Annotated in this window: 18 protein-coding genes; 5 read left to right on the plus strand and 13 right to left on the minus strand. The window is 73.1% G+C overall.

Annotated elements, in window-relative coordinates; all coding sequences use genetic code 11:
• Window positions 1-36 precede the first annotated feature (36 nt).
• Window positions 37-1,392: a glucose-6-phosphate dehydrogenase gene (locus M3185_RS11210; protein WP_251333758.1), complete on the plus strand. Its 1,356-nt coding sequence runs from the start codon at window positions 37-39 to the stop codon at window positions 1,390-1,392.
• Window positions 1,393-1,450: 58 nt separating this feature from the next.
• Here M3185_RS11210 and M3185_RS11215 read toward each other — a convergent pair whose 3' ends face one another.
• Both M3185_RS11215 and M3185_RS11220 read right to left on the minus strand, forming a co-directional pair.
• On the minus strand, window positions 1,451-2,359 hold the full coding sequence (locus M3185_RS11215) for a PIG-L deacetylase family protein (RefSeq protein ID WP_251333759.1): 909 nt from the start codon (window positions 2,357-2,359) through the stop codon (window positions 1,451-1,453).
• Window positions 2,360-2,574: 215 nt separating this feature from the next.
• Complete coding sequence (locus M3185_RS11220) at window positions 2,575-3,024, minus strand: DUF6640 family protein (RefSeq protein WP_251333760.1); 450 nt, start codon at window positions 3,022-3,024, stop codon at window positions 2,575-2,577.
• A 172-nt stretch (window positions 3,025-3,196) separates the two neighbouring features.
• On the opposite strand from M3185_RS11220, the gene M3185_RS11225 reads away from it, so the two are divergent.
• Window positions 3,197-3,418, plus strand: coding sequence for a hypothetical protein (locus tag M3185_RS11225; protein WP_251333761.1), 222 nt, complete (start codon window positions 3,197-3,199; stop codon window positions 3,416-3,418).
• An 87-nt stretch (window positions 3,419-3,505) separates the two neighbouring features.
• On the opposite strand, the gene M3185_RS11230 is transcribed toward M3185_RS11225, so the two are convergent.
• The gene (locus M3185_RS11230; protein ID WP_251333762.1) at window positions 3,506-4,351 is read right to left on the minus strand and encodes a hypothetical protein; all 846 of its coding nucleotides are present in this window, start codon (window positions 4,349-4,351) and stop codon (window positions 3,506-3,508) included.
• Between the two features lie 286 nt (window positions 4,352-4,637).
• Window positions 4,638-6,137 (minus strand): FAD-dependent oxidoreductase, encoded by a 1,500-nt coding sequence (locus M3185_RS11235; protein WP_251333763.1) that lies wholly within the window; start codon window positions 6,135-6,137, stop codon window positions 4,638-4,640.
• 119 nt (window positions 6,138-6,256) lie between these two features.
• Between M3185_RS11235 and M3185_RS11240 the strand changes: the two genes are divergently transcribed.
• The gene (locus M3185_RS11240) at window positions 6,257-7,324 is read left to right on the plus strand and encodes a spore photoproduct lyase family protein (protein WP_251333764.1); all 1,068 of its coding nucleotides are present in this window, start codon (window positions 6,257-6,259) and stop codon (window positions 7,322-7,324) included.
• Window positions 7,325-7,337: 13 nt separating this feature from the next.
• Here M3185_RS11240 and M3185_RS11245 read toward each other — a convergent pair whose 3' ends face one another.
• The 5 genes from M3185_RS11245 to M3185_RS11265 form a co-directional block, all read right to left on the minus strand.
• Entirely contained in the window at window positions 7,338-7,688 is a 351-nt protein-coding gene (locus M3185_RS11245) for a cupin (RefSeq protein WP_251333765.1), read from the minus strand.
• A gap of 51 nt (window positions 7,689-7,739) precedes the next feature.
• Window positions 7,740-8,258 carry a methylated-DNA--[protein]-cysteine S-methyltransferase gene (locus tag M3185_RS11250; protein WP_251333766.1) on the minus strand — a complete coding sequence of 173 codons (519 nt, stop codon included), beginning with the start codon at window positions 8,256-8,258 and terminating at the stop codon, window positions 7,740-7,742.
• A gap of 9 nt (window positions 8,259-8,267) precedes the next feature.
• A complete protein-coding gene (locus M3185_RS11255; protein ID WP_251333767.1) occupies window positions 8,268-9,005 on the minus strand; it encodes a hypothetical protein in 738 nt (245 codons plus the stop codon).
• A 90-nt stretch (window positions 9,006-9,095) separates the two neighbouring features.
• Window positions 9,096-10,199, minus strand: a complete 1,104-nt coding sequence (locus M3185_RS11260) for an alkene reductase (RefSeq protein WP_308222196.1) — start codon at window positions 10,197-10,199, stop codon at window positions 9,096-9,098.
• A 60-nt stretch (window positions 10,200-10,259) separates the two neighbouring features.
• Complete coding sequence (locus M3185_RS11265; RefSeq protein WP_251333768.1) at window positions 10,260-11,087, minus strand: helix-turn-helix domain-containing protein; 828 nt, start codon at window positions 11,085-11,087, stop codon at window positions 10,260-10,262.
• 84 nt (window positions 11,088-11,171) lie between these two features.
• Between M3185_RS11265 and M3185_RS11270 the strand changes: the two genes are divergently transcribed.
• A complete protein-coding gene (locus M3185_RS11270) occupies window positions 11,172-11,732 on the plus strand; it encodes a VOC family protein (protein WP_251333769.1) in 561 nt (186 codons plus the stop codon).
• A gap of 32 nt (window positions 11,733-11,764) precedes the next feature.
• On the opposite strand, the gene M3185_RS11275 is transcribed toward M3185_RS11270, so the two are convergent.
• The 4 genes from M3185_RS11275 to M3185_RS11290 form a co-directional block, all read right to left on the minus strand.
• A complete protein-coding gene (locus M3185_RS11275; RefSeq protein ID WP_251333770.1) occupies window positions 11,765-12,193 on the minus strand; it encodes a VOC family protein in 429 nt (142 codons plus the stop codon).
• A 431-nt stretch (window positions 12,194-12,624) separates the two neighbouring features.
• The gene (locus M3185_RS11280; RefSeq protein ID WP_251333771.1) at window positions 12,625-14,214 is read right to left on the minus strand and encodes an alkaline phosphatase D family protein; all 1,590 of its coding nucleotides are present in this window, start codon (window positions 14,212-14,214) and stop codon (window positions 12,625-12,627) included.
• A 159-nt stretch (window positions 14,215-14,373) separates the two neighbouring features.
• Window positions 14,374-15,198 carry a PKD domain-containing protein gene (locus M3185_RS11285; RefSeq protein WP_251333772.1) on the minus strand — a complete coding sequence of 275 codons (825 nt, stop codon included), beginning with the start codon at window positions 15,196-15,198 and terminating at the stop codon, window positions 14,374-14,376.
• Between the two features lie 238 nt (window positions 15,199-15,436).
• Window positions 15,437-16,237, minus strand: a complete 801-nt coding sequence (locus M3185_RS11290) for a DUF6318 family protein (RefSeq protein ID WP_308222197.1) — start codon at window positions 16,235-16,237, stop codon at window positions 15,437-15,439.
• Between the two features lie 95 nt (window positions 16,238-16,332).
• On the opposite strand from M3185_RS11290, the gene M3185_RS11295 reads away from it, so the two are divergent.
• Entirely contained in the window at window positions 16,333-17,016 is a 684-nt protein-coding gene (locus M3185_RS11295; protein ID WP_251333774.1) for an NUDIX hydrolase, read from the plus strand.

The following is a 17,016-nucleotide window of genomic DNA, read 5'->3' on the forward strand; positions in this document are numbered from 1 at the left end:
GGGCCGGAGCGTCCCGCGCCGGGGTACCGTGCACGCATGAAGAACATCAGGACGCTTGTCATTCTCGGCGCCACCGGCGACCTCACGTCCCGCCTGCTCCTGCCGGGGCTGGGCACCCTGCTGACCTCGTACCCGGAGCTGCGGATCGACGTCGTCGGCTCCTCGCGGGAGCCCGCCGACGACTGGGAGCGGGTCGTGGGGAGCTCCTTCGACTCGGTCGGCGCCTCCGGCCCCGCCGTCGCGCACACGCGCGGGGCGGCGCGCTACGTGCAGTGCGACGTCACCGACCCGGAGGAGGTCCGGTCCCTGCTCGACGGCGTCGAGGGCCCGGCCTGCCTGTACTTCGCCCTGCCCCCCGCCGTCACGGCGAGCGCGTGCGAGGTCATGGCCGGTCTCGAGCTGCCGGACGATCTGGTGCTGGCCCTCGAGAAGCCCATCGGCTCCGACACGGCGACCGCGCGGGAGCTCAACCGGCTGGTGGCGCGCCTCGTGCCGGAGGACCGGACGTTCCGGGTGGACCACTTCCTGGGCATGCCGGCGGTGCTGAACTTCGTGGGCCTGCGCTTCGCGAACCGGCTGCTGGAGCCGCTGATGAACCGGGAGCACGTGCAGTCCGTCGAGATCGTCTTCGACGAGACCCTGGGACTGGAGGGCCGCGCGGAGTTCTACGACTCGACGGGCGCGCTGCGCGACATGATCCAGTCCCACCTGCTGCAGGTCATGGCGCTCGTGATGATGGAGCCGCCGTCCTCCTTCGATCCGGTGGAGATCCCCACCCTGACGAGCCACGTGCTGCGCGCCGCGAAGCTGTGGGAGGGCGACCCTGCGCGGGCCGCGGTCCGCGGGCGGTACACGGCCGGGGCCGTGGACGGCCGGCGGATGCCCGACTACGCGGCCGAGCAGGGCGTGGACCCCGAGCGCGGGACGGAGACGTTCGCGCAGGTCACGCTCGAGGTGGACACGTGGCGCTGGAACGGTGTGCCGGTCACCCTGCGCTCGGGCAAGGCCGTCGGCAACCCGCGCCAGGAGATCGCGATCACCTTCCGGCGCCCGCCGCACGACTACGAGCAGTTCCCGCGCTCCGGCGAGGTCGCCCCGGCGGTGCTGCGCATGGGCCTCGAGGAGGAGCAGCTGACGCTCGAGCTCAACGTCGGCGGACCCTTCGACTCCCGCGGGATGACGCGCGTGACGCTGTCCTCCGGCATGGCCGAGCCGGGCCTGACCGCCTACGGCAGCGTGCTGCGGGGCGTCCTCGAGGGCGACCCCACCTTCAGCGTCCGCGGGGACGCGGCCGAGCAGGGCTGGCGGATCGTCGAGGAGGTCCTGGCGGCCTTCGAGGACGGCAGCGTGCCCCTGCTCGAGTACCCCGCGGGCAGCGCCGGCCCGGTCTGAGCGGCCCGGGCGGGGCGGGCCGCCCCGGGGCCGCCCCGCCCGGCCCCCGTCGTCAGGACTACAGGTCGCCGATGGCGGAGCCGAGCAGGCGGATCGGTTCGAAGGCCTCGGCGTTGACGTTCTTGGCCTGCGCCCCCCGGAACGCGGCCATGCCCCGCACCCGGCCCGGGGTCATGTACGGCCTGCCGGCCGGGTCGCGGTGCGAGAGCACGGCCTCGACCTTCACGTCCACGTAGCCGTCGATGTCCACGAACACGCTCGGGTCGAAGTCGCGGGTCACCGACGGGGACTCGAAGCACAGGATCGAGTGGTGGGCCCGGGCGGCGCGCAGGGTGGCCCGGTGCACCGCGTAGTGGTCCTGGTCCTGGTCGTGGGCCGAGTGGGTGAAGATCACGTCCGGGCCGAACTCGTTGACCGCGGCCTCGATGGCCCGCACCATGCCGTCGCTGACGGTCTCCAGCCGGGTGTCCGGGAAGTCGTGCACCCGCAGCCCCGACAGTCCCAGGAAGGCGGCCCCGTGGCGGGCCGCCGCCGGGCGCACCCCCTGGTCCCCGCCGGCCTCGCCGGCGCTCATCACCAGCCCGCGGACCTCGTGGCCGGCGTCGACGAGCTTGGCCAGCGTCCCCCCGCAGGCCAGCTCGAGGTCGTCGGGGTGGGCCCCCACGGCCAGGACCTTGCGCCGCTGCACCACCATGGTGGCCGGGATGCGCCGCTCGGCGATGACGAGCCCGAAGGCTCCCGTCGCGAGCAGGGTCATGACGGCGATGGCGTCCGAGACCATCGCGTGGGTCGCCGCCACGGCGCACCACAGGTTGAGCGCCAGCAGCACCGAGTAGACGGCGACGACGGCCCGGCGCAGCGCCCTCGCGCCGATGATGGACCGCTTGTGCCGCGTGGTGGCGGCCTTCGACAGGACGTACGCGAGAACGGCGACGCTCAGCAGAGCGCCGACGACGGATGGCAGCATGTTTCCCCCAGAGATCATCGGCCGGTCGGCGGCTCCCCGCCCCCGGGTCGTCGACGCCGCCGGCCCCCCGGCCGGTTCGACGCCGACCCGGCGGCGGTGGTGCGTGCCACCGCGCCGGGTATCGATCAGTTTGCATGAAGAAATACGTTTTTGCATCGGTCGGCGGCCGTTCGGGTGGCCCCAAAAGCGCCCACAGCGCCCCGGCGGATCAGCGGTCAGGGCGTCGCGGCAGGCCCGCTCGCGGGGGCCGTCCCGCGTGCCCGCCGGTCCAGGCCGTAGCCGAGGGCCGCCAGGCCGAGCATCCCCGCGCCGGCGAAGCGCTCGTCGATCCACACGCCCCGCACGCGGGGGACCAGGCCGGGGAACTCCCCCTGCAGCCCCTGCGTGCCCGGGAAGGCGAACGCGGCGCCCATGGACGCCCAGAAGGCGGCCGGCAGCAGGGCGCCCAGCGCGGCGTCCCGGCCGGGGTCGGAGCCGCGGCGGCCCAGCGCCCACAGGCCCCCGGCGCCGAGCAGCGCGCCCAGGGCGATGGTCTGGGCGTCGTGGAAGCGGGCGTGCGGCGGCCAGGCCGGGTTGAACAGATGGGTGCGGTTCCAGTCGGCCGCGAAGCCCCCGGCAGCCGTGGCGCCGGCGACGAGGCGGAGGATCGTCCGTCCTGCTGACATGGGCCCAGCGTATGCCCCCGTCGCCCGGCACCCCGGACGAGCCCTTCCCGGGCACGGCCCTCGCCAATATCGTCAGCCTGCTTTTCTATTTGTCCGGATCATGTTTGACTGGGTGGACACGGTTCGATGAACTCACCCTTGCCGGTGACCACGACAGGAAAGAGGTATTTCCATGATCAGCACGATCCAGAACCTTGGCATCCGCAGCGAGCACGCCTACACGGCCGGCTTCGCCTCCATCGGCCTGTCCGTCCTCTCCTGGGCCGTCAGCCTCGGCAAGAGCAAGTCCAAGCCGCAGGCGGACCGCTGGGGCCTCTTCGTGGGCGAGTGGACCCCGACCTTCTTCGCCATCGGCATCGCCCTGAAGCTCGAGGAGAACTCCTCCAAGAAGTAGTCCCCCGGGCACGTCTCCGGGCATGACGGAGGCCCCTACCCGGCCGGGTGGGGGCCTCCGTCGTGCCCGGAACGGCCGGCGGGGAGCTCAGGCCCGCTCGAGCCGGCGCATCCGTGCGGCAGCCGCGGCGGGAACGGCGATCCCGGCCGCGGCCAGCGCCGCCACGAGGGCCGCCCCGGGCTGCGCCTCCGGCTCCGCGGCGGTCTGGATGTTCATGCCCGCGTTCACGGCCACCGGTGCCGCCGGGGCCGGTGCCGGCACGACGGGAGCGGCCGGGACGGGCGCGGGCGCCACGGGGGCCGCCTGCTCCGGGGCCGCAGGCACGGGGACGGTCTCCCCCGGCACGGCCGGGGCCGCGACGGGGGTCGTGCCCACCGGGGCGACGACGGGGCTCCCGCCGTCGGCGCCCGCGCAGGCGGTGAGGAACTGCTTGAACAGGCCCAGGAGCTCGTCCGCGGTGGCCTCGTCCAGGTCCACGCCCGTCAGGAGCTCCTCGAACTGGGCGCCGGCGGCCAGCAGCGCCTGCTCGGCGGCGGCGAGCTCGGGGGTGTCCATGGCCGCGCTCATGGCCTCCTCCAGCTGCAGGACCGCGGCCTCGGCGGCGGCGACCGCCTCCGGGTCACCGGACGCCTCGGCGTCGTCCAGGGCGAGCAGGGCGGTGTCCAGCTCCACCGCCAGGTCGCCGGTGACCGACTCCACGAGGGCGTAGTAGTCGGCCTCGGCGGCCGTCACGGCCGCGGCCGCCTCCTCCAGCGCCGTCACCGACACGGCGGTGATCCCGGCCGCGGCCAGGGCGGCGTTGAACTGGCCCGAGGCCTGCAGGCAGGCGGCGTCTTCCGGTGCAGCGACGGCGGCCGGGGCGCCCAGGAGGAGCCCTCCCAGTAGCACCGTGGCCGTGGACCCGGCGGCGGCCCATCTCTTGGCAGCAGTCATCTCGTGCGTCTCCTCGTTCCCTCAGGGGCCCCAGGGCTGTCCCGGGGCCGCCAGCACGCGGGGTGACGTCCTGGACGCCACGGGCCCGCGCCGGAGCGCGGGCGGTGCCGGGGAACGGTCCTCCTGCTGGTCGTCCGGCACCGGAGGACCGGCACCGGGTGCCGGGGCCCGGGTGCGGGCCGGAGGACTGCTGTAGGGCCAAAATAGGGGACGGACGACCGCATGCACGGAAGCGAACCCGTGAGCGGTGTGTCGCGCCCGGGCCCCGGCGGTCGGCCCGGGCGGCCTAGGACCCGAGGCGGGGCAGGTCCTTCACGGCGGGCCCCTCCAGCAGGGATCCGTCGGCCGCGAAGCGGGAGCCGTGCAGGGGGCAGTCCCACGAGCGCTCGGCGTCGTTCCAGCTGAGCACGCCGCCCAGGTGGGTGCACACGCCGGAGAGCCTGCAGGTCGTCCCGTCGACGGTGGAGACGGCCACGGGCCGGCCGTGCTCGCGCCCGACGACGCCCTCCCCCTCTCCGGGCGAGTGCTCGGGCAGCTCGCTCAGCTCCGCCCGGATCCAGTCCTTGGGGGCGTGGAAGCCCACGCTCCCGTTGAACTTCACCGCGGTGAGGACGTCGGCCGGCGAGGTCGTGCGCCGCCCGAGCACCTGCGCCCACGGGACGCTGCCGCCGAGGATCTCGGCGCTGAGGGCGAGCGCGGCGGCGACGGCGTTGCTCATCCCCCACTTGTTGTAGCCGGTGGCGAGGTAGATGCCGCCGCCCCCGCGCGGCAGGGTCCCGATGAAGGGGACGGCGCCGACGGACTGGTAGTCCTGGGCGGACCACACGTGGGTGCGCTCGGCTCCCGGGAAGTGGCGCTGCGTCCACTGCTCGAGGTCGTCCACGGCCGCCCGGGGCGACGGGGAGCGGCCCACCACGTGGTCGTTGCCGCCCACGAGCAGCAGCTCCTCCTCGCCGACGGGCACGGTGCGCAGGGTGCGTGTGGGAGTGTCGGCGGTGATGTACATCCCCGCCGGGATGGAGGCCGGCGCGCCGGGGACGCGGTAGGTCATGGCGTAGGACCGGCTCGGGGAGACCTTGGCGAAGTACCCGCCGCGGTCCAGGACCGGGATGCCGGTGGCCAGCACGAGGCGGTCGGCGCGGACCGGGCCCTCGGTGGTCCGCACCGTGAGCGGCGAGCGGATCCCGGCGCCGGTGATCCGCACGCCCTCGGCCAGGGTGCCGCCGCGTTCGCGCAGCTCGGCGGCGAGGGCGCCGAGCACCTCCATCGGGTGGAACTGGGCCTGGTCCGGCAACGTGATCGACCCGGAGACCTCGTAGGGCAGCTCCGTGTCACGGGTCCAGTTCACGTGCAGCCCGGCGGCCCGGGCCGCCTCCAGCTCCTTCCGGAGGGAGGCCGCCCCCTTGGACGTGGTCGCGTAGGTCCAGGCGTCGCGGCGCTGGTACGGGACGCCGCGCTCGTCGAGGTAGCGCCGCAGCCAGGCGGTGCCCTCCCGGTTGCCCTCCACGTAGGCGCGGAGCACCTCCTCCGAGTGGTGGCGGCGGATCTGGGAGAGCGTGGTGCCCTGCAGCAGCGACAGCTTCGCGGTGGTGTTGCCCGTGGTCACGGCCCCGACGGTGCGTGCCTCCAGGACCGCGACCCGCTGCCCGGCGCGGGCCAGCAGGACCGCCGTGGTGAGCCCGGTCAGCCCCGCGCCCGCCACCACGGTGTCGTAGTGCGCCCCGGGCACGAACTCGTCCGCTGCGGCGGCGGGGACCTGGTGTGTGTCGAGCCATACGGATCTCATGGGCCCATCCTGGCGGCCCGGGGGCGCCCGGTCCACTGCCGGACCGGGGAAGTCCGCCGGGAGCACGGCCGGGCGCCCCGGGGGAACCGGGTGTCGGAGGGCGCCCGTAGGGTGGTCCCATGCCCTCGGACCCGTCGATGGTCGACATCACCCGCATCTACTACGAGCCGGCGGCGGCCGAGCTGCCCCGGGGGCGCGAGGTCCTCGAGCGGTGGCCGGACGCGACGCTCGTGGAGGTGCCGAGCCACTGGCAGATCCCGGAGCTGCACGGCAACGAGGCCAACGCGCGGCGGTGGGTGCGGATCAAGCGCGAGGCGCTGGTGCTGGGGGTCAAGAAGTCCCTCGCGGCCCGGCCCAACGGCCGCTCCGCGGACTTCATCGCGCCGTCGACCGCCAACGGCTGCGCCATGGCCTGCGCCTACTGCTACGTGCCGCGCCGGAAGGGCTACAGCAACCCCGTGACGGTCTTCGCCAACATCGAGCAGATCACCGGCTACCTGGACCGGCACATCCGCCGGCAGGGGGCCAAGCCGGAGCCCAACCAGTGCGACGAGCACGCGTGGGTGTACGACCTCGGGGAGAACAGCGACTGCTCCGTGGACGCGCTGCTCAGCGAGAACGTGCACGACCTCGTGGACCTGTTCCGCCGCCACCCCACGGCCAAGGCCTCCTTCGCCACCAAGTACGTGAACCGGCAGCTGCTGGACTGGGACCCCCAGGGCCGCACCCGGGTGCGCTTCTCGCTGATGCCCGCGCACCTGGCCAAGCTGACGGACATCCGCACGACCCCCGTGCCCGAGCGGATCGCGGCGATCGACGACTTCGTGGCGGCCGGCTACGAGGTGCACGTGAACTTCTCACCGGTGATCGTCACGGACACCTGGCTCCAGGACTGGGCGGAGCTGTTCGACCAGCTCGACGCCGGCCTCGGCCCCGCGGCGAAGGAGCAGCTCGCGGCGGAGGTCATCTTCCTGACGCACAACGCGCAGCTGCACGAGGTGAACACCCAGTGGCACCCCAGGGCGGAGGAGGTGCTGTGGCGCCCCGACCTGCAGGAGACCAAGCGCTCCCAGAACGGCGCCCTGAACGTGCGCTACCGCTTCCGTGACAAGCAGCGCTACCTGGAGCAGTTCCTCGAACTGGTGGGGCGCAAGCTGCCGTACTGCGACGTGCGCTACGCGTTCTGAGCCGGCGCGGACGTCAGGCGACCCGCGGGTTGCCGTCCCCGGGGTCGCCCGAGACCGTGGTCAGGAGGAACACCGAGTGCTCGATCGCCTCGACGGAGTGCCGGGAGCCCGTGAGGGAGAGCAGCGCGCCCGGGACGAGCTCCTCGGCGAGCTGGCCGCGCTTGAGCACGCGGACCCGGCCGTGGAGCAGCTGCAGGGTCGCCGCGGGCGGGGCGTCCTGCTCGGAGAGCTCCGTGCCGGCGCGCAGGCCCATCACCGTCTGGCGCAGCACGCCGTCGTGGACCACCTGGTCGGCGCACCGCCCGTTGCCGGCCGTGCGGGCCTTCTCGAGAACGACCGCGGCGCGGTCGTGGAGCTGGGGCATCGCTCCTCCTTCTGCTGCGGGGTCAGCGGTCGGTGATCCGGAGGGGAACGGTCAGAGCAGGGCTCCCTCGAGGCGCAGCAGGTACTCCTTGCGCGCCATGCCGCCCGCGTACCCGGTGAGCCGGCCGTTGGCGCCGACGATCCGGTGGCACGGGACGAGCAGGCTCACGGGGTTGCGGCCGTTGGCGGCCCCGACCGCCTGCGCGGCCTTCGGCGCACCGATCTCACGGGCGACCTGCCCGTAGGTGCCGGTCGTCCCGTAGGGGATCCCGGCCAGCGCGTTCCACACCCGCACCTGGAAGGGCGTGCCGTGCAGGACCACGGCGGCGTCGAAATCCCGGAGCCGTCCCGCGAAGTACTCGTCGAGCTGCTCGCGCACGTGCGGGAGGACGGCGTCGTCCCGCACGCCGAAGGAGCCGGGCACCGGTCCCTGCCGCGCGCCCTCGACGGAGAGGGCCGCGAGCGCGCCGTCCTCCTCGACGAGCGCGAGCGGGCCGATGGGCGAGTCCACCATGGCGTAGCGGCGGTCGGCGGGCGTGGTCGGGGATGCAGGGCGCAGTGTCAGTCCCATGGTGCGAGTCTACGCCCGGCCCAGCTCTTCCCTGGGGCGGCGGGCCAGGGAGTAGGAGGGCTCGCGCAGCCGGTGGGTCCAGCCGTAGTTCTCGGCGCCGACGGGGACGTTGAGCAGGGGGTCGAAGCGCTCGGTGTGGTCGACCGGGGCCCCGGCCTGCAGCTCCGCCGTGCCGAAGCGGCGCCACGGCCCGAGAGGGGTGGCCCAGTAGAGGCCGAGGACCCACGGCTCGGCGGCGACCGCCTCCCGGAAGCGGTCGGGACGGGCGGGCAGCGGCTCCGCGCGCGGCTCGGAGCGGACGGCGACGAGCACCGGCCCGTGCGTGCCGCGGTAGGGCATGAAGGAGGCGAAGGCGCCGTCGGGCACGTACCGGTGGAGCGTCGGGACGAAGCGGGAGAGCCGCCCGCTGCCGGCGGTGGCCAGGAGGACGTCGGCGCGGCCGTCGTGGCCCTCGGCGTCGCCCCCCGCGCCCTCCCCCGCGGGGACGGGCACGCGCAGGGCCAGGCCCAGGATGTCGGGCCAGCCGTGCGGGAGGCCGGCGGAGCGCGAAAAGCGGGCGCGCACGGGCTCCTGGCCGGGCTCGTCGATCCAGCGGATGCCGCTGTCCCCGCCGCCGGTCCGGGTGAGCGTTCCGTCGAGGCCCGTCCCCTCCGGGTGGATGGGCCGGTGGGGCCGGAACCGCTTGAGCACGACGAACGGGGCGCGGGCCGCGGAGCCGAGCAGGGCGCTGACAGGTGCGGTCGTCATGGGCCCACGCTACCCGCCGCACCGGCCCGGCGCGCCGGTGCCGGTCGCCACGCAGCAGTGCGTGCGCTCCGTGACGACCGGTCCTGCGGCTCAGCTGCGGGCGGTCTCGGGGGTCGCCTCGTAGACGGGGTAGTCCGTGTAGCCCTCGGCGCCCTGGGAGTAGAAGGTCCGGGGGTTCGGCTGGTTCTCCGGCAAACCCTCCGCCCAGCGGCGGACCAGGTCCGGGTTCGCGATCGCGGGGCGCCCGACGACGACGCCGTCGGCCACGTCCTCCTCGAGCAGCCGCACGCCCTCCTCGCGGCTGGTGGGGGTGCCGAAGCCGCTGTTGGCGAGGAACACGCCGCCGAACGCCCGGCGCAGCCCCTGCACGAGCTCGCCCTCCGGCTCCCGGTGCAGGACGGAGAGGTAGGCCAGGCCCAGGTCCTTGATGCCGTCCACCAGGGCGGTGTAGGTGGCCACGACGTCCTCGTGGTCCAGCTCCCAGGCGTCCTGGATGTTGTGCTCCGGGGAGATGCGCAGGCCCACCTTGTCCGCGCCGATCGCCTCGGCGACCGCCCGGACGACCTCGACGACGAGGCGGGCGCGGTTCTCCGGGGTGCCGCCGTACTCGTCGGTGCGCTGGTTGGCGCCCGGGGCGAGGAACTCGTGCAGCAGGTAGCCGTTGGCGCCGTGGAGCTCCACGCCGTCCAGGCCGGCCTCGACCGCGTTGCGGGAGGCCTGCACGAAGGTCGCGACCACCCCGGGCAGCTCCTCGGCGGTCAGGGCGCGCGGGACGGGCAGGCCGACCTTGCCGCGGTAGGTGTGGATCTCGCCCTCGACCGCGACCGCGCTCGGCGCGACGGGCTGGGCACCGCCGTTGAGGTCCGGGTGGGAGACCCGCCCGGCGTGCATGACCTGCATGAAGATCCGGCCGTCGGCGGCGTGCACGGCGTCGGCCACGCGGCGCCAGCCCTCGACCTGCTCGGGGGTCTGGATGCCGGGCTGGAACGCGAAGCCCTGGCCCACCACGTCCGGGTACGTGCCCTCGGTGACGATCAGGCCCATCGAGGCGCGCTGGGCGTAGTGCTCGACGTTGAGGTCGCCGGGGACGCCGTCCCGGCCGGAGCGCATGCGGGTGAGCGGGGCCATCACGAGGCGGTTCGGCAGCTTCAGGGAGCCGACGGTGAGCGGGGTGGTGAGGGTGGACTCAGGCACGGGGCCGTCCTTTCGTCGGGAAACGGTGGTCTGCTTCTCCCAACGACGAACAGCGCCCTGTTATTTGCCTCCTCCACTGTTCGATCCGTCACATCGCTCTGCGCCGTAGCCCCGCGGCGTGCGGCCGAGGACCGCGCGGAACTCGCGGGTGAGGTGGGACTGGTCGGCGAAGCCCAGGTCCGCGGCGAGCGCGCCGAGGTCCGCGGCCGGCTCCGCCCGCACCCGCTCGGCCGCCTCCTGCAGGCGGCGCCGCCGGAGCAGCCGCTGCGGCGGCATCCCCACGAACCGGGCCGCGAGCCGCTGGAGCGTCCGCTCGGACACGTGCAGCTCGTGCGCGAGCTCGGCCGGGCTGCGCGTGCCCGGACCGGTCTCGACGAGCTCGACCATCCGGTTCGCCACCGTCCCCTCCTGGAGGACCTCGTCCGGCACCGCCGCGGCCCGGGCCCGGACGTGCTCCAGGAGCCGCCCGGCGGCCGCGGCGCGGCGGGCCCCGGGGTCCGGACCGGCCATGGCCTCCACCACGCAGCGGTGCAGGTCCGGGGCCTCCAGCGGCGCGGAGCGGTCGAGCAGCTCCGCCGGGCGGTCGGTGAGCAGCAGGACCCCGGCCGGGCGCAGCAGCGCACCCACCGCCCAGCCGGTCCCGGTCAGCACCCGGGTGGAGGCCCGCGTGGTGGGCCCGTGCACGGCCACGCCGCCGGGCTCGACCACCACGTTGCTCGCGGGGTAGCCGAGCACCAGCTGCTCGACCCGCTCCCCCGCCGGCAGGTCCCACTCCGGGATCCACAGCTGCCGGACCAGGTGGGCGACGTCGTCGGGTGCGGGAAGGCGCGTCACGGTGGCCCGCGGTCCCGGCGTGAGGTGGCCCCGCGTGGTGGGCGGCTCGGTCATGGCACGAGCGTAGCCAGCGCCGCGGCCGCGACCCTGGCGGAAATCTTCAAGCATCCCGGCCGCCCCGGCCCCTAGCCTCGGAGCATGAGCGCAGCACAGAGCACCCCGGGCGCCACCGGCGCGCACACCACGGACGGGACGCCGCACGGCTTCACGTCCCTGACCCCCTTCCTCGCCGTCGTGGACGCCGCCGGCGCCCTCGACTTCTACGGCCGCGTCCTCGGCGCCACGCTTGTGGACCGGACCGAGATGCCCGAGCCCGACGGGACGCCCGTCGTGGTCCACGCGACCCTCGACCTCGGCCGGGGCCGGCTCCAGGTGGGGGAGGCGAATCCCGCCTTCCACCTCGTGCCCCCGCCCGCGGGCGAGGACGACTGCTACTCCCTGGGCCTGTACGTCCCGGACGTCGACGCCGTCGTGGCCCGCGCGGTCGAGGCCGGCGCCACGGTCCGCGAGCCGGCCACCGACTTCGCCTCGGGCGACCGGTACGCGAGCATCCGGGACCCCTTCGGGGTGCGGTGGTCGATCATGACGCGCGTCGAGGACCTCTCCGACGAGGAGAGCGCCGCGCGCGTCGAGGACCTCTCCGACGAGGAGAGCGCCGCGCGCGTCGCGCAGTGGGCGGCGTCGCTGAGCGGGCAGTGACCGCGGGGCCCGGCGCGGCCGCGGGCCCGTGCCTACCCCTGGGCGGGGGCGTGGAGCTCCAGGGCGATGTTGTCCGGGTCGCGGAACTCCAGGATGTGGCCGGCCCCGATGTCCTTGATCGTCCCGTGGGCGACCTGCAGCTCGTCGAGCACGGCGACCGCCTCCTCGAGGTCGGCCCGGGACGCCACGGTGAAGCTCAGGTGGTCGAGGCCGACCCGGTCCTCGTCGTGCCGGTCCGGGTCGGAGGCGGCCGGGCGCAGCCCCAGCAGGCCTCCGTCGAAGCGGTAGATGACGCCGCCGAACAGGAAGGACAGCTGGTCCTTCGTCGCCTGGTCGGCGTCCTCGGGCGGGGCCTCGAAGGCCGTCTCGAAGCCGAACACGGCGTCGTAGAAGGCGCGGGAGCGGTCGATGTCCGTGACGGTGAGGCGGACGTGGGCGTAGTCGGTGACGTGGATGGGCACAGTGCGCTCCCGTGTCGTGGAGGTCGGGCTTCGGGGTGTGGCGGACCTCGCACTCTACGGGGCTGCGCCTGCCCCGGCGAGGGGCGGAGGCGTTCGCCCCTCCCCGGAAGGGGACCGGGCCCCGCGCGAGGTCTCGCCGCTCGCGCGGGGCCCGGTCTCCGGGGGACCGTCCGGACGACGCGGGGGACGGTGCGCCGGCCGGTGGTCCGTTCCCTCCCGAGGAGTCCCGGAGTGCTCCCTCGCAGGATCCAGGAGACCACGGACGTCCTGAGGACCGGCTGAGGAGCGCCGGGAAGGACCTGGGTCCACCGTGCGCCGCGCGCATCCCCGACGACCTCGGCGCCTTGGCGCTGCAGCCGCCGGGGACGCAGGAGAGCGGCGAGCGCCGCGTCCCGCTGCGGGAGGGCGTCGTCCCGTCCGCGAAGTCCCGCTCAGGCGCGGCGCTGGAGGCCCCGCACCCCGTCCTCGAGGACGAACGACGCCTTGGTGTAGACGGGCGCGCCGGGGGTGGTGACCCGGTCCAGGACCCGGAAGTCCGCCGTCATCGCGTCCTTCGTGATGGTCGTGCGGACGTAGCCGCGCTGGTCGTTGAAAAACTTCAGGTGAGGGTTCCACGCCATGACCCGGTCGGCCACCGAGCCCGAGCCGTCGCCGGTCGAGGTGATGGACGTGCAGACCAGCTCGGAGCCCACCACCGGGGCGTCCGGGTCCTGGAAGTCGGTCTTGATGTCGTTGGCCCAGTTCCGGTGCACGTCGCCGGTGAGCACCACCGGGTTGCGGACCCTGGCGTCCTGCCAGCCCCGCACGATCCGGTCGCGGGACGCGGCGTAGCCGTCCCAGCCGTCCATCGAGACGTCGTCGACGTCCGGGGCCTGGGCCCGGTCGCGCTCGGCGAAGAACACCTGCTGGCCGAGCAGGTCCCATCGGGCGGTGGAGGAGCGGAAGCCGTCGATCAGCCACTTCTCCTGGGCGCCGCCCGTGATGGAGCGCGACGCGTCCCAGCGCTCCTCGACGTTCTTGTCCCAGCCGTCGCCGGCCAGCTGGTCGTCGCGGTACTGGCGGGTGTCCATCATGTGGAAGTTCGCCAGCTGCCCCCACTGGACGCGGCGGTAGATCTGCATGTCGATGCCCGCGGGCATCGCAGGGCGACGCAGCGGCATGTTCTCCCAGTACGCCTGGAACGCGGCGGAGCGGCGTGCCCGGAAGCGCTCCGTGGTGTCGTTCCACTGGGCGGCGTCCCGGTTCTCGGGGATCTCGTCGGCCCAGTTGTTGTCCACCTCGTGGTCGTCCCAGACCACCAGCCACGGCGCGACGGCGTGGGCGGCCTGCAGGTCCTCGTCGGTCTTGTACTGGGCATGACGGAGGCGGTAGGTCGCCAGGTCGACGGTCTCGGGGCCGTCGTGGTCGCGGACGTTGCCGTCCCCGGACACGTAGGTCCTGGCCCTGTACTCGTACTGGTAGTCGCCCAGGTGCAGGACGAGGTCGGGCCGGTCCTCGGCGAGACGCCGATAGGCGGTGAAGAAGCCGTGCTCGTACTGGGAGCAGCTGGCGAAGGCCATGGTCAGGGCGGCCGGGGTCTCGCCCCACGCCGGGGTGGTGAGCGCGCGGCCCACCGGGGAGACGTGCATCCCGGTGCGGAAGCGGTACCAGTACTCGCGGCCCGGCCTCAGACCGTGCAGCTCGACGTGGACGGAGTGAGCGGAGCCGGGGCGGGCGTGCTCGACGCCGCGCTTGACGACCTTCCGCATGCCCTCGTCCTCGGCGACCTCCCACGCGACCTGGACGGGACGGTTCGGCATGCCGCCGAGGCCGTCCTCGGCCAGCGGCTCGAGGGCGAGGCGGGTCCAGAGCACGAAGCCGTCGGGCCAGGGGTCGCCGGAGGCCACGCCCAGGGTGAAGGGGTTGGCGGTGAGGGCGGCGCCCTGGGCTCTGGTGGGAGCGGCGACGGACAGGCCGGGCACGGCGGCGACGAGGCCGACACCGAGACCGGCGGTCAGGAGGGTTCTGCGCGAGGGGGTCATGCACCCGACGCTAGGGAACGGCGTTGAACCGTCCCGCGCCGCGGCGTGAAAGATGCATGAACATCCAGTGGAGGCCGCCCGCCGCACCGTGCGCCTTCGCAGACCGACAAGGAGCGCGACGTACTCCTGGGGCACGGAGCCTCCGGCGCAGGGCGCGGATCAGCAGCCCGCGCCCTGCGGGTTCTCCAGGCAGTCGTCGGCGAAGTTGCGCACCGTGGAGCGCCAGACGCTGAGCGGCACCGGCGCGCTCGTGACGTCGTTCAGGCCCACCACGGGCAGCCACGGCCCGCCGGCGACGGAGTACTCGCCGTAGAAGTACGTGGTCAGGGTGACGGCGTAGTCGCCGGTCTGCGTGTAGACGTGGCTGGTGTCGGTGGGCACGTCCCACGCGCCCGGTTCGAGCGGGGCGCCGCTGAGCTCGGTGGGGCCGAGGGTGGTGCCGTCGCCGTAGTCCCAGAGGTACTGGACGGGCACGGCCCGCACCTGCACCGGGAAGCCGCCCAGCTCGGTGGTGAACTGCTGCGGCTGAGCGGTGGCGAAGACGTTGGTGTGCATGCCCCGGAGCGTGTCCGGGGAGGGCTCGACGGCGCTCGCGGCCGGCGCGACGTCGAGGGTCTCGAAGTCCTGCAGGGTGAAGGTCGGCAGCTCGATGACCTCCTCACCGCCCTCCGCCTCGGCGACCGAGACGCACATGGGCTCGCCCCAGGCCGTGCGGTCGTCTCCCTCCCCCACGACCACGTCCATGTAGACGCCCTCGCCATCCCCGGCGGGGGTGCACTGCTGCTCCGCCAGGCAGTCGTCGAGTCCGTTACCCTCCTCGGCGACGCAGGGGTTCTGGAGGCCGAAGTTCTGGCTCTTCGCTCGAGCCATGGAGTCAGGATCGAAGAACTGGGGCAGCTCCTGGTCCATCAGGTGATTGCGGAGGGCCTTCTGGAAAGCGGGGTCCTTGTCGGGGTCGTAGGCGACAGCTTCCGCCTCACCCACATCGGTTTGGTTCGGCCCCCCCCGTTGCCCTTCGAAGCTTTGCCGGGCATAGAGGCATCGAGATGAACCTTGCTTCCGTCCGCTATCGCATCCATATGTACGGGCGATTTTTGAAGTTTGTTCGATCCGAATACATTGTCGCCTGTGGCGTCATCCTTAATGGAAAGCGGAAGCATGGATATAGACAAACAGGGGGCAAGGATTATCGATGCCAACAAGGAAGTAAGCGAATTCACGGTTATTCCTCCCCCGCAATAGGGGCCAGCGTGATGTACACCCATCCCGTATCGGTGTAGTCAATATAAACAAGAGACGGATCATTCGGCTCGCCAGCCGCTCTCCTTTTGACTTTTCCTTTCTTGACTAGTTGCCCGTCCTCACGAGAGTACTGAACCATCGGTTTATACACTTCATCAGGTGCTTCAACCAGTTCGGCGTCGAGAATTGTGATCGAATCACGCCCACCTACTGTCCACATACCTTCCGCGTAAATTTCTTCGAGGTCATCGAACTCAGCTACACATGCCTCACAGTGCGGAGAAGTAATATCACGCACCAGGGAGGAGTCTCCGGTCTCATACGCATACCACTTTGCGTCCGACCAATAGTCCAGGAACGCCTGCGCTCCCTCCTTCGACTCCTGCTTCGCCAGCTCGGGCATGACCGGCTTCGGCACGTTCTGCGCGGGCCCGTCGAGCGACGCCGGCACGTAGTCGGCGGGAGTGGCACCGGGACTGGGCGTGACCGCAGCCGAGGCAGGGGCGGAGTGCTGGCGGAGGCCGCGCTGGAAGGTGACGCCGGGGCGCCGTCGTCGCTGTCGCCGCACCCCGTGAGGAGCAGCGCCACCAGGAGGGCGCTGCCGACGGAGGCGCTGATCGCGCAGGAGCGGTCCATGGATTCCCCCGAACTCCCTCGCCGGTGCCGGACGCACCGGCGGAATGACCCCGATAGTAGGTCCGGCCGTCTGTGCGTGAGCAACCCCTGTGGACGACGAAGAAGCCCCGGATGCATGGGGCTTAGTCAGGCGGCGGACGGTCACGGAAACGTTAACGTCAAAGTGACCAGAACAGTGTTACAGTCATTGCAACCTGAAGGCCCCTCAACCCCCGGGAGGTGACTGTGCACGTTCCGCACGTGGCTCTGGCCGTATCGACCGTCATCTTCGCCGCCCGCGGCACGGGGCCCGACGGCCGCAGGGAGCTCTGGCTGCCCCTGGTCCGCCGGATCCGCGACCCGTTCCGCGGCCTGTGGGCCCTGCCCGGCGGGCCGCTGCGCCCGGACGAGGACCTCGAGGCCTCCGCCGCCCGCTCCCTGCACCTCACCACCGGCCTGCAGCCGGGATACCTCGAGCAGCTCTACGCCTTCGGGGGGCTGACCCGCTCCGCGAACGCCGACGAGCGCGTGGTCTCGGTCGTCTACTGGGCCTCGATCCGCGCCGACCAGGCCTCGGAGCTCCACGCCGACCTCAACGTCACGTGGATGCGCGCCGCCGAGCTGCCGCCCCTGGCCTTCGACCACAACGACATCGTCGACTACGCGCTCTACCGGCTGCGCAACAAGATCGGCTACAGCCGCGTGGCGCACTCCTTCCTCGGCGAGACCTTCACCCTCGCCGAGCTGCGGGAGGTCCACGAGGCGATCCTCGGCCACGCCCTGGACCCCGCGAACTTCCGCCGCCAGGCGCTCGCCTCCGGGGCCGTCCTCGACACCGGCACCCGCCTGGAGGGCACCCCGCACCGCCCACCCCGGCTCTACCGCTACAACACCGACCTCGACCTCGCCGACCGCGCCCCGCTCGGCAGCACCACCAGGAGCTGA

This window comes from Kocuria rosea (assembly GCF_023715525.1).
GTDB lineage: Bacteria > Actinomycetota > Actinomycetes > Actinomycetales > Micrococcaceae > Kocuria > Kocuria rosea_A.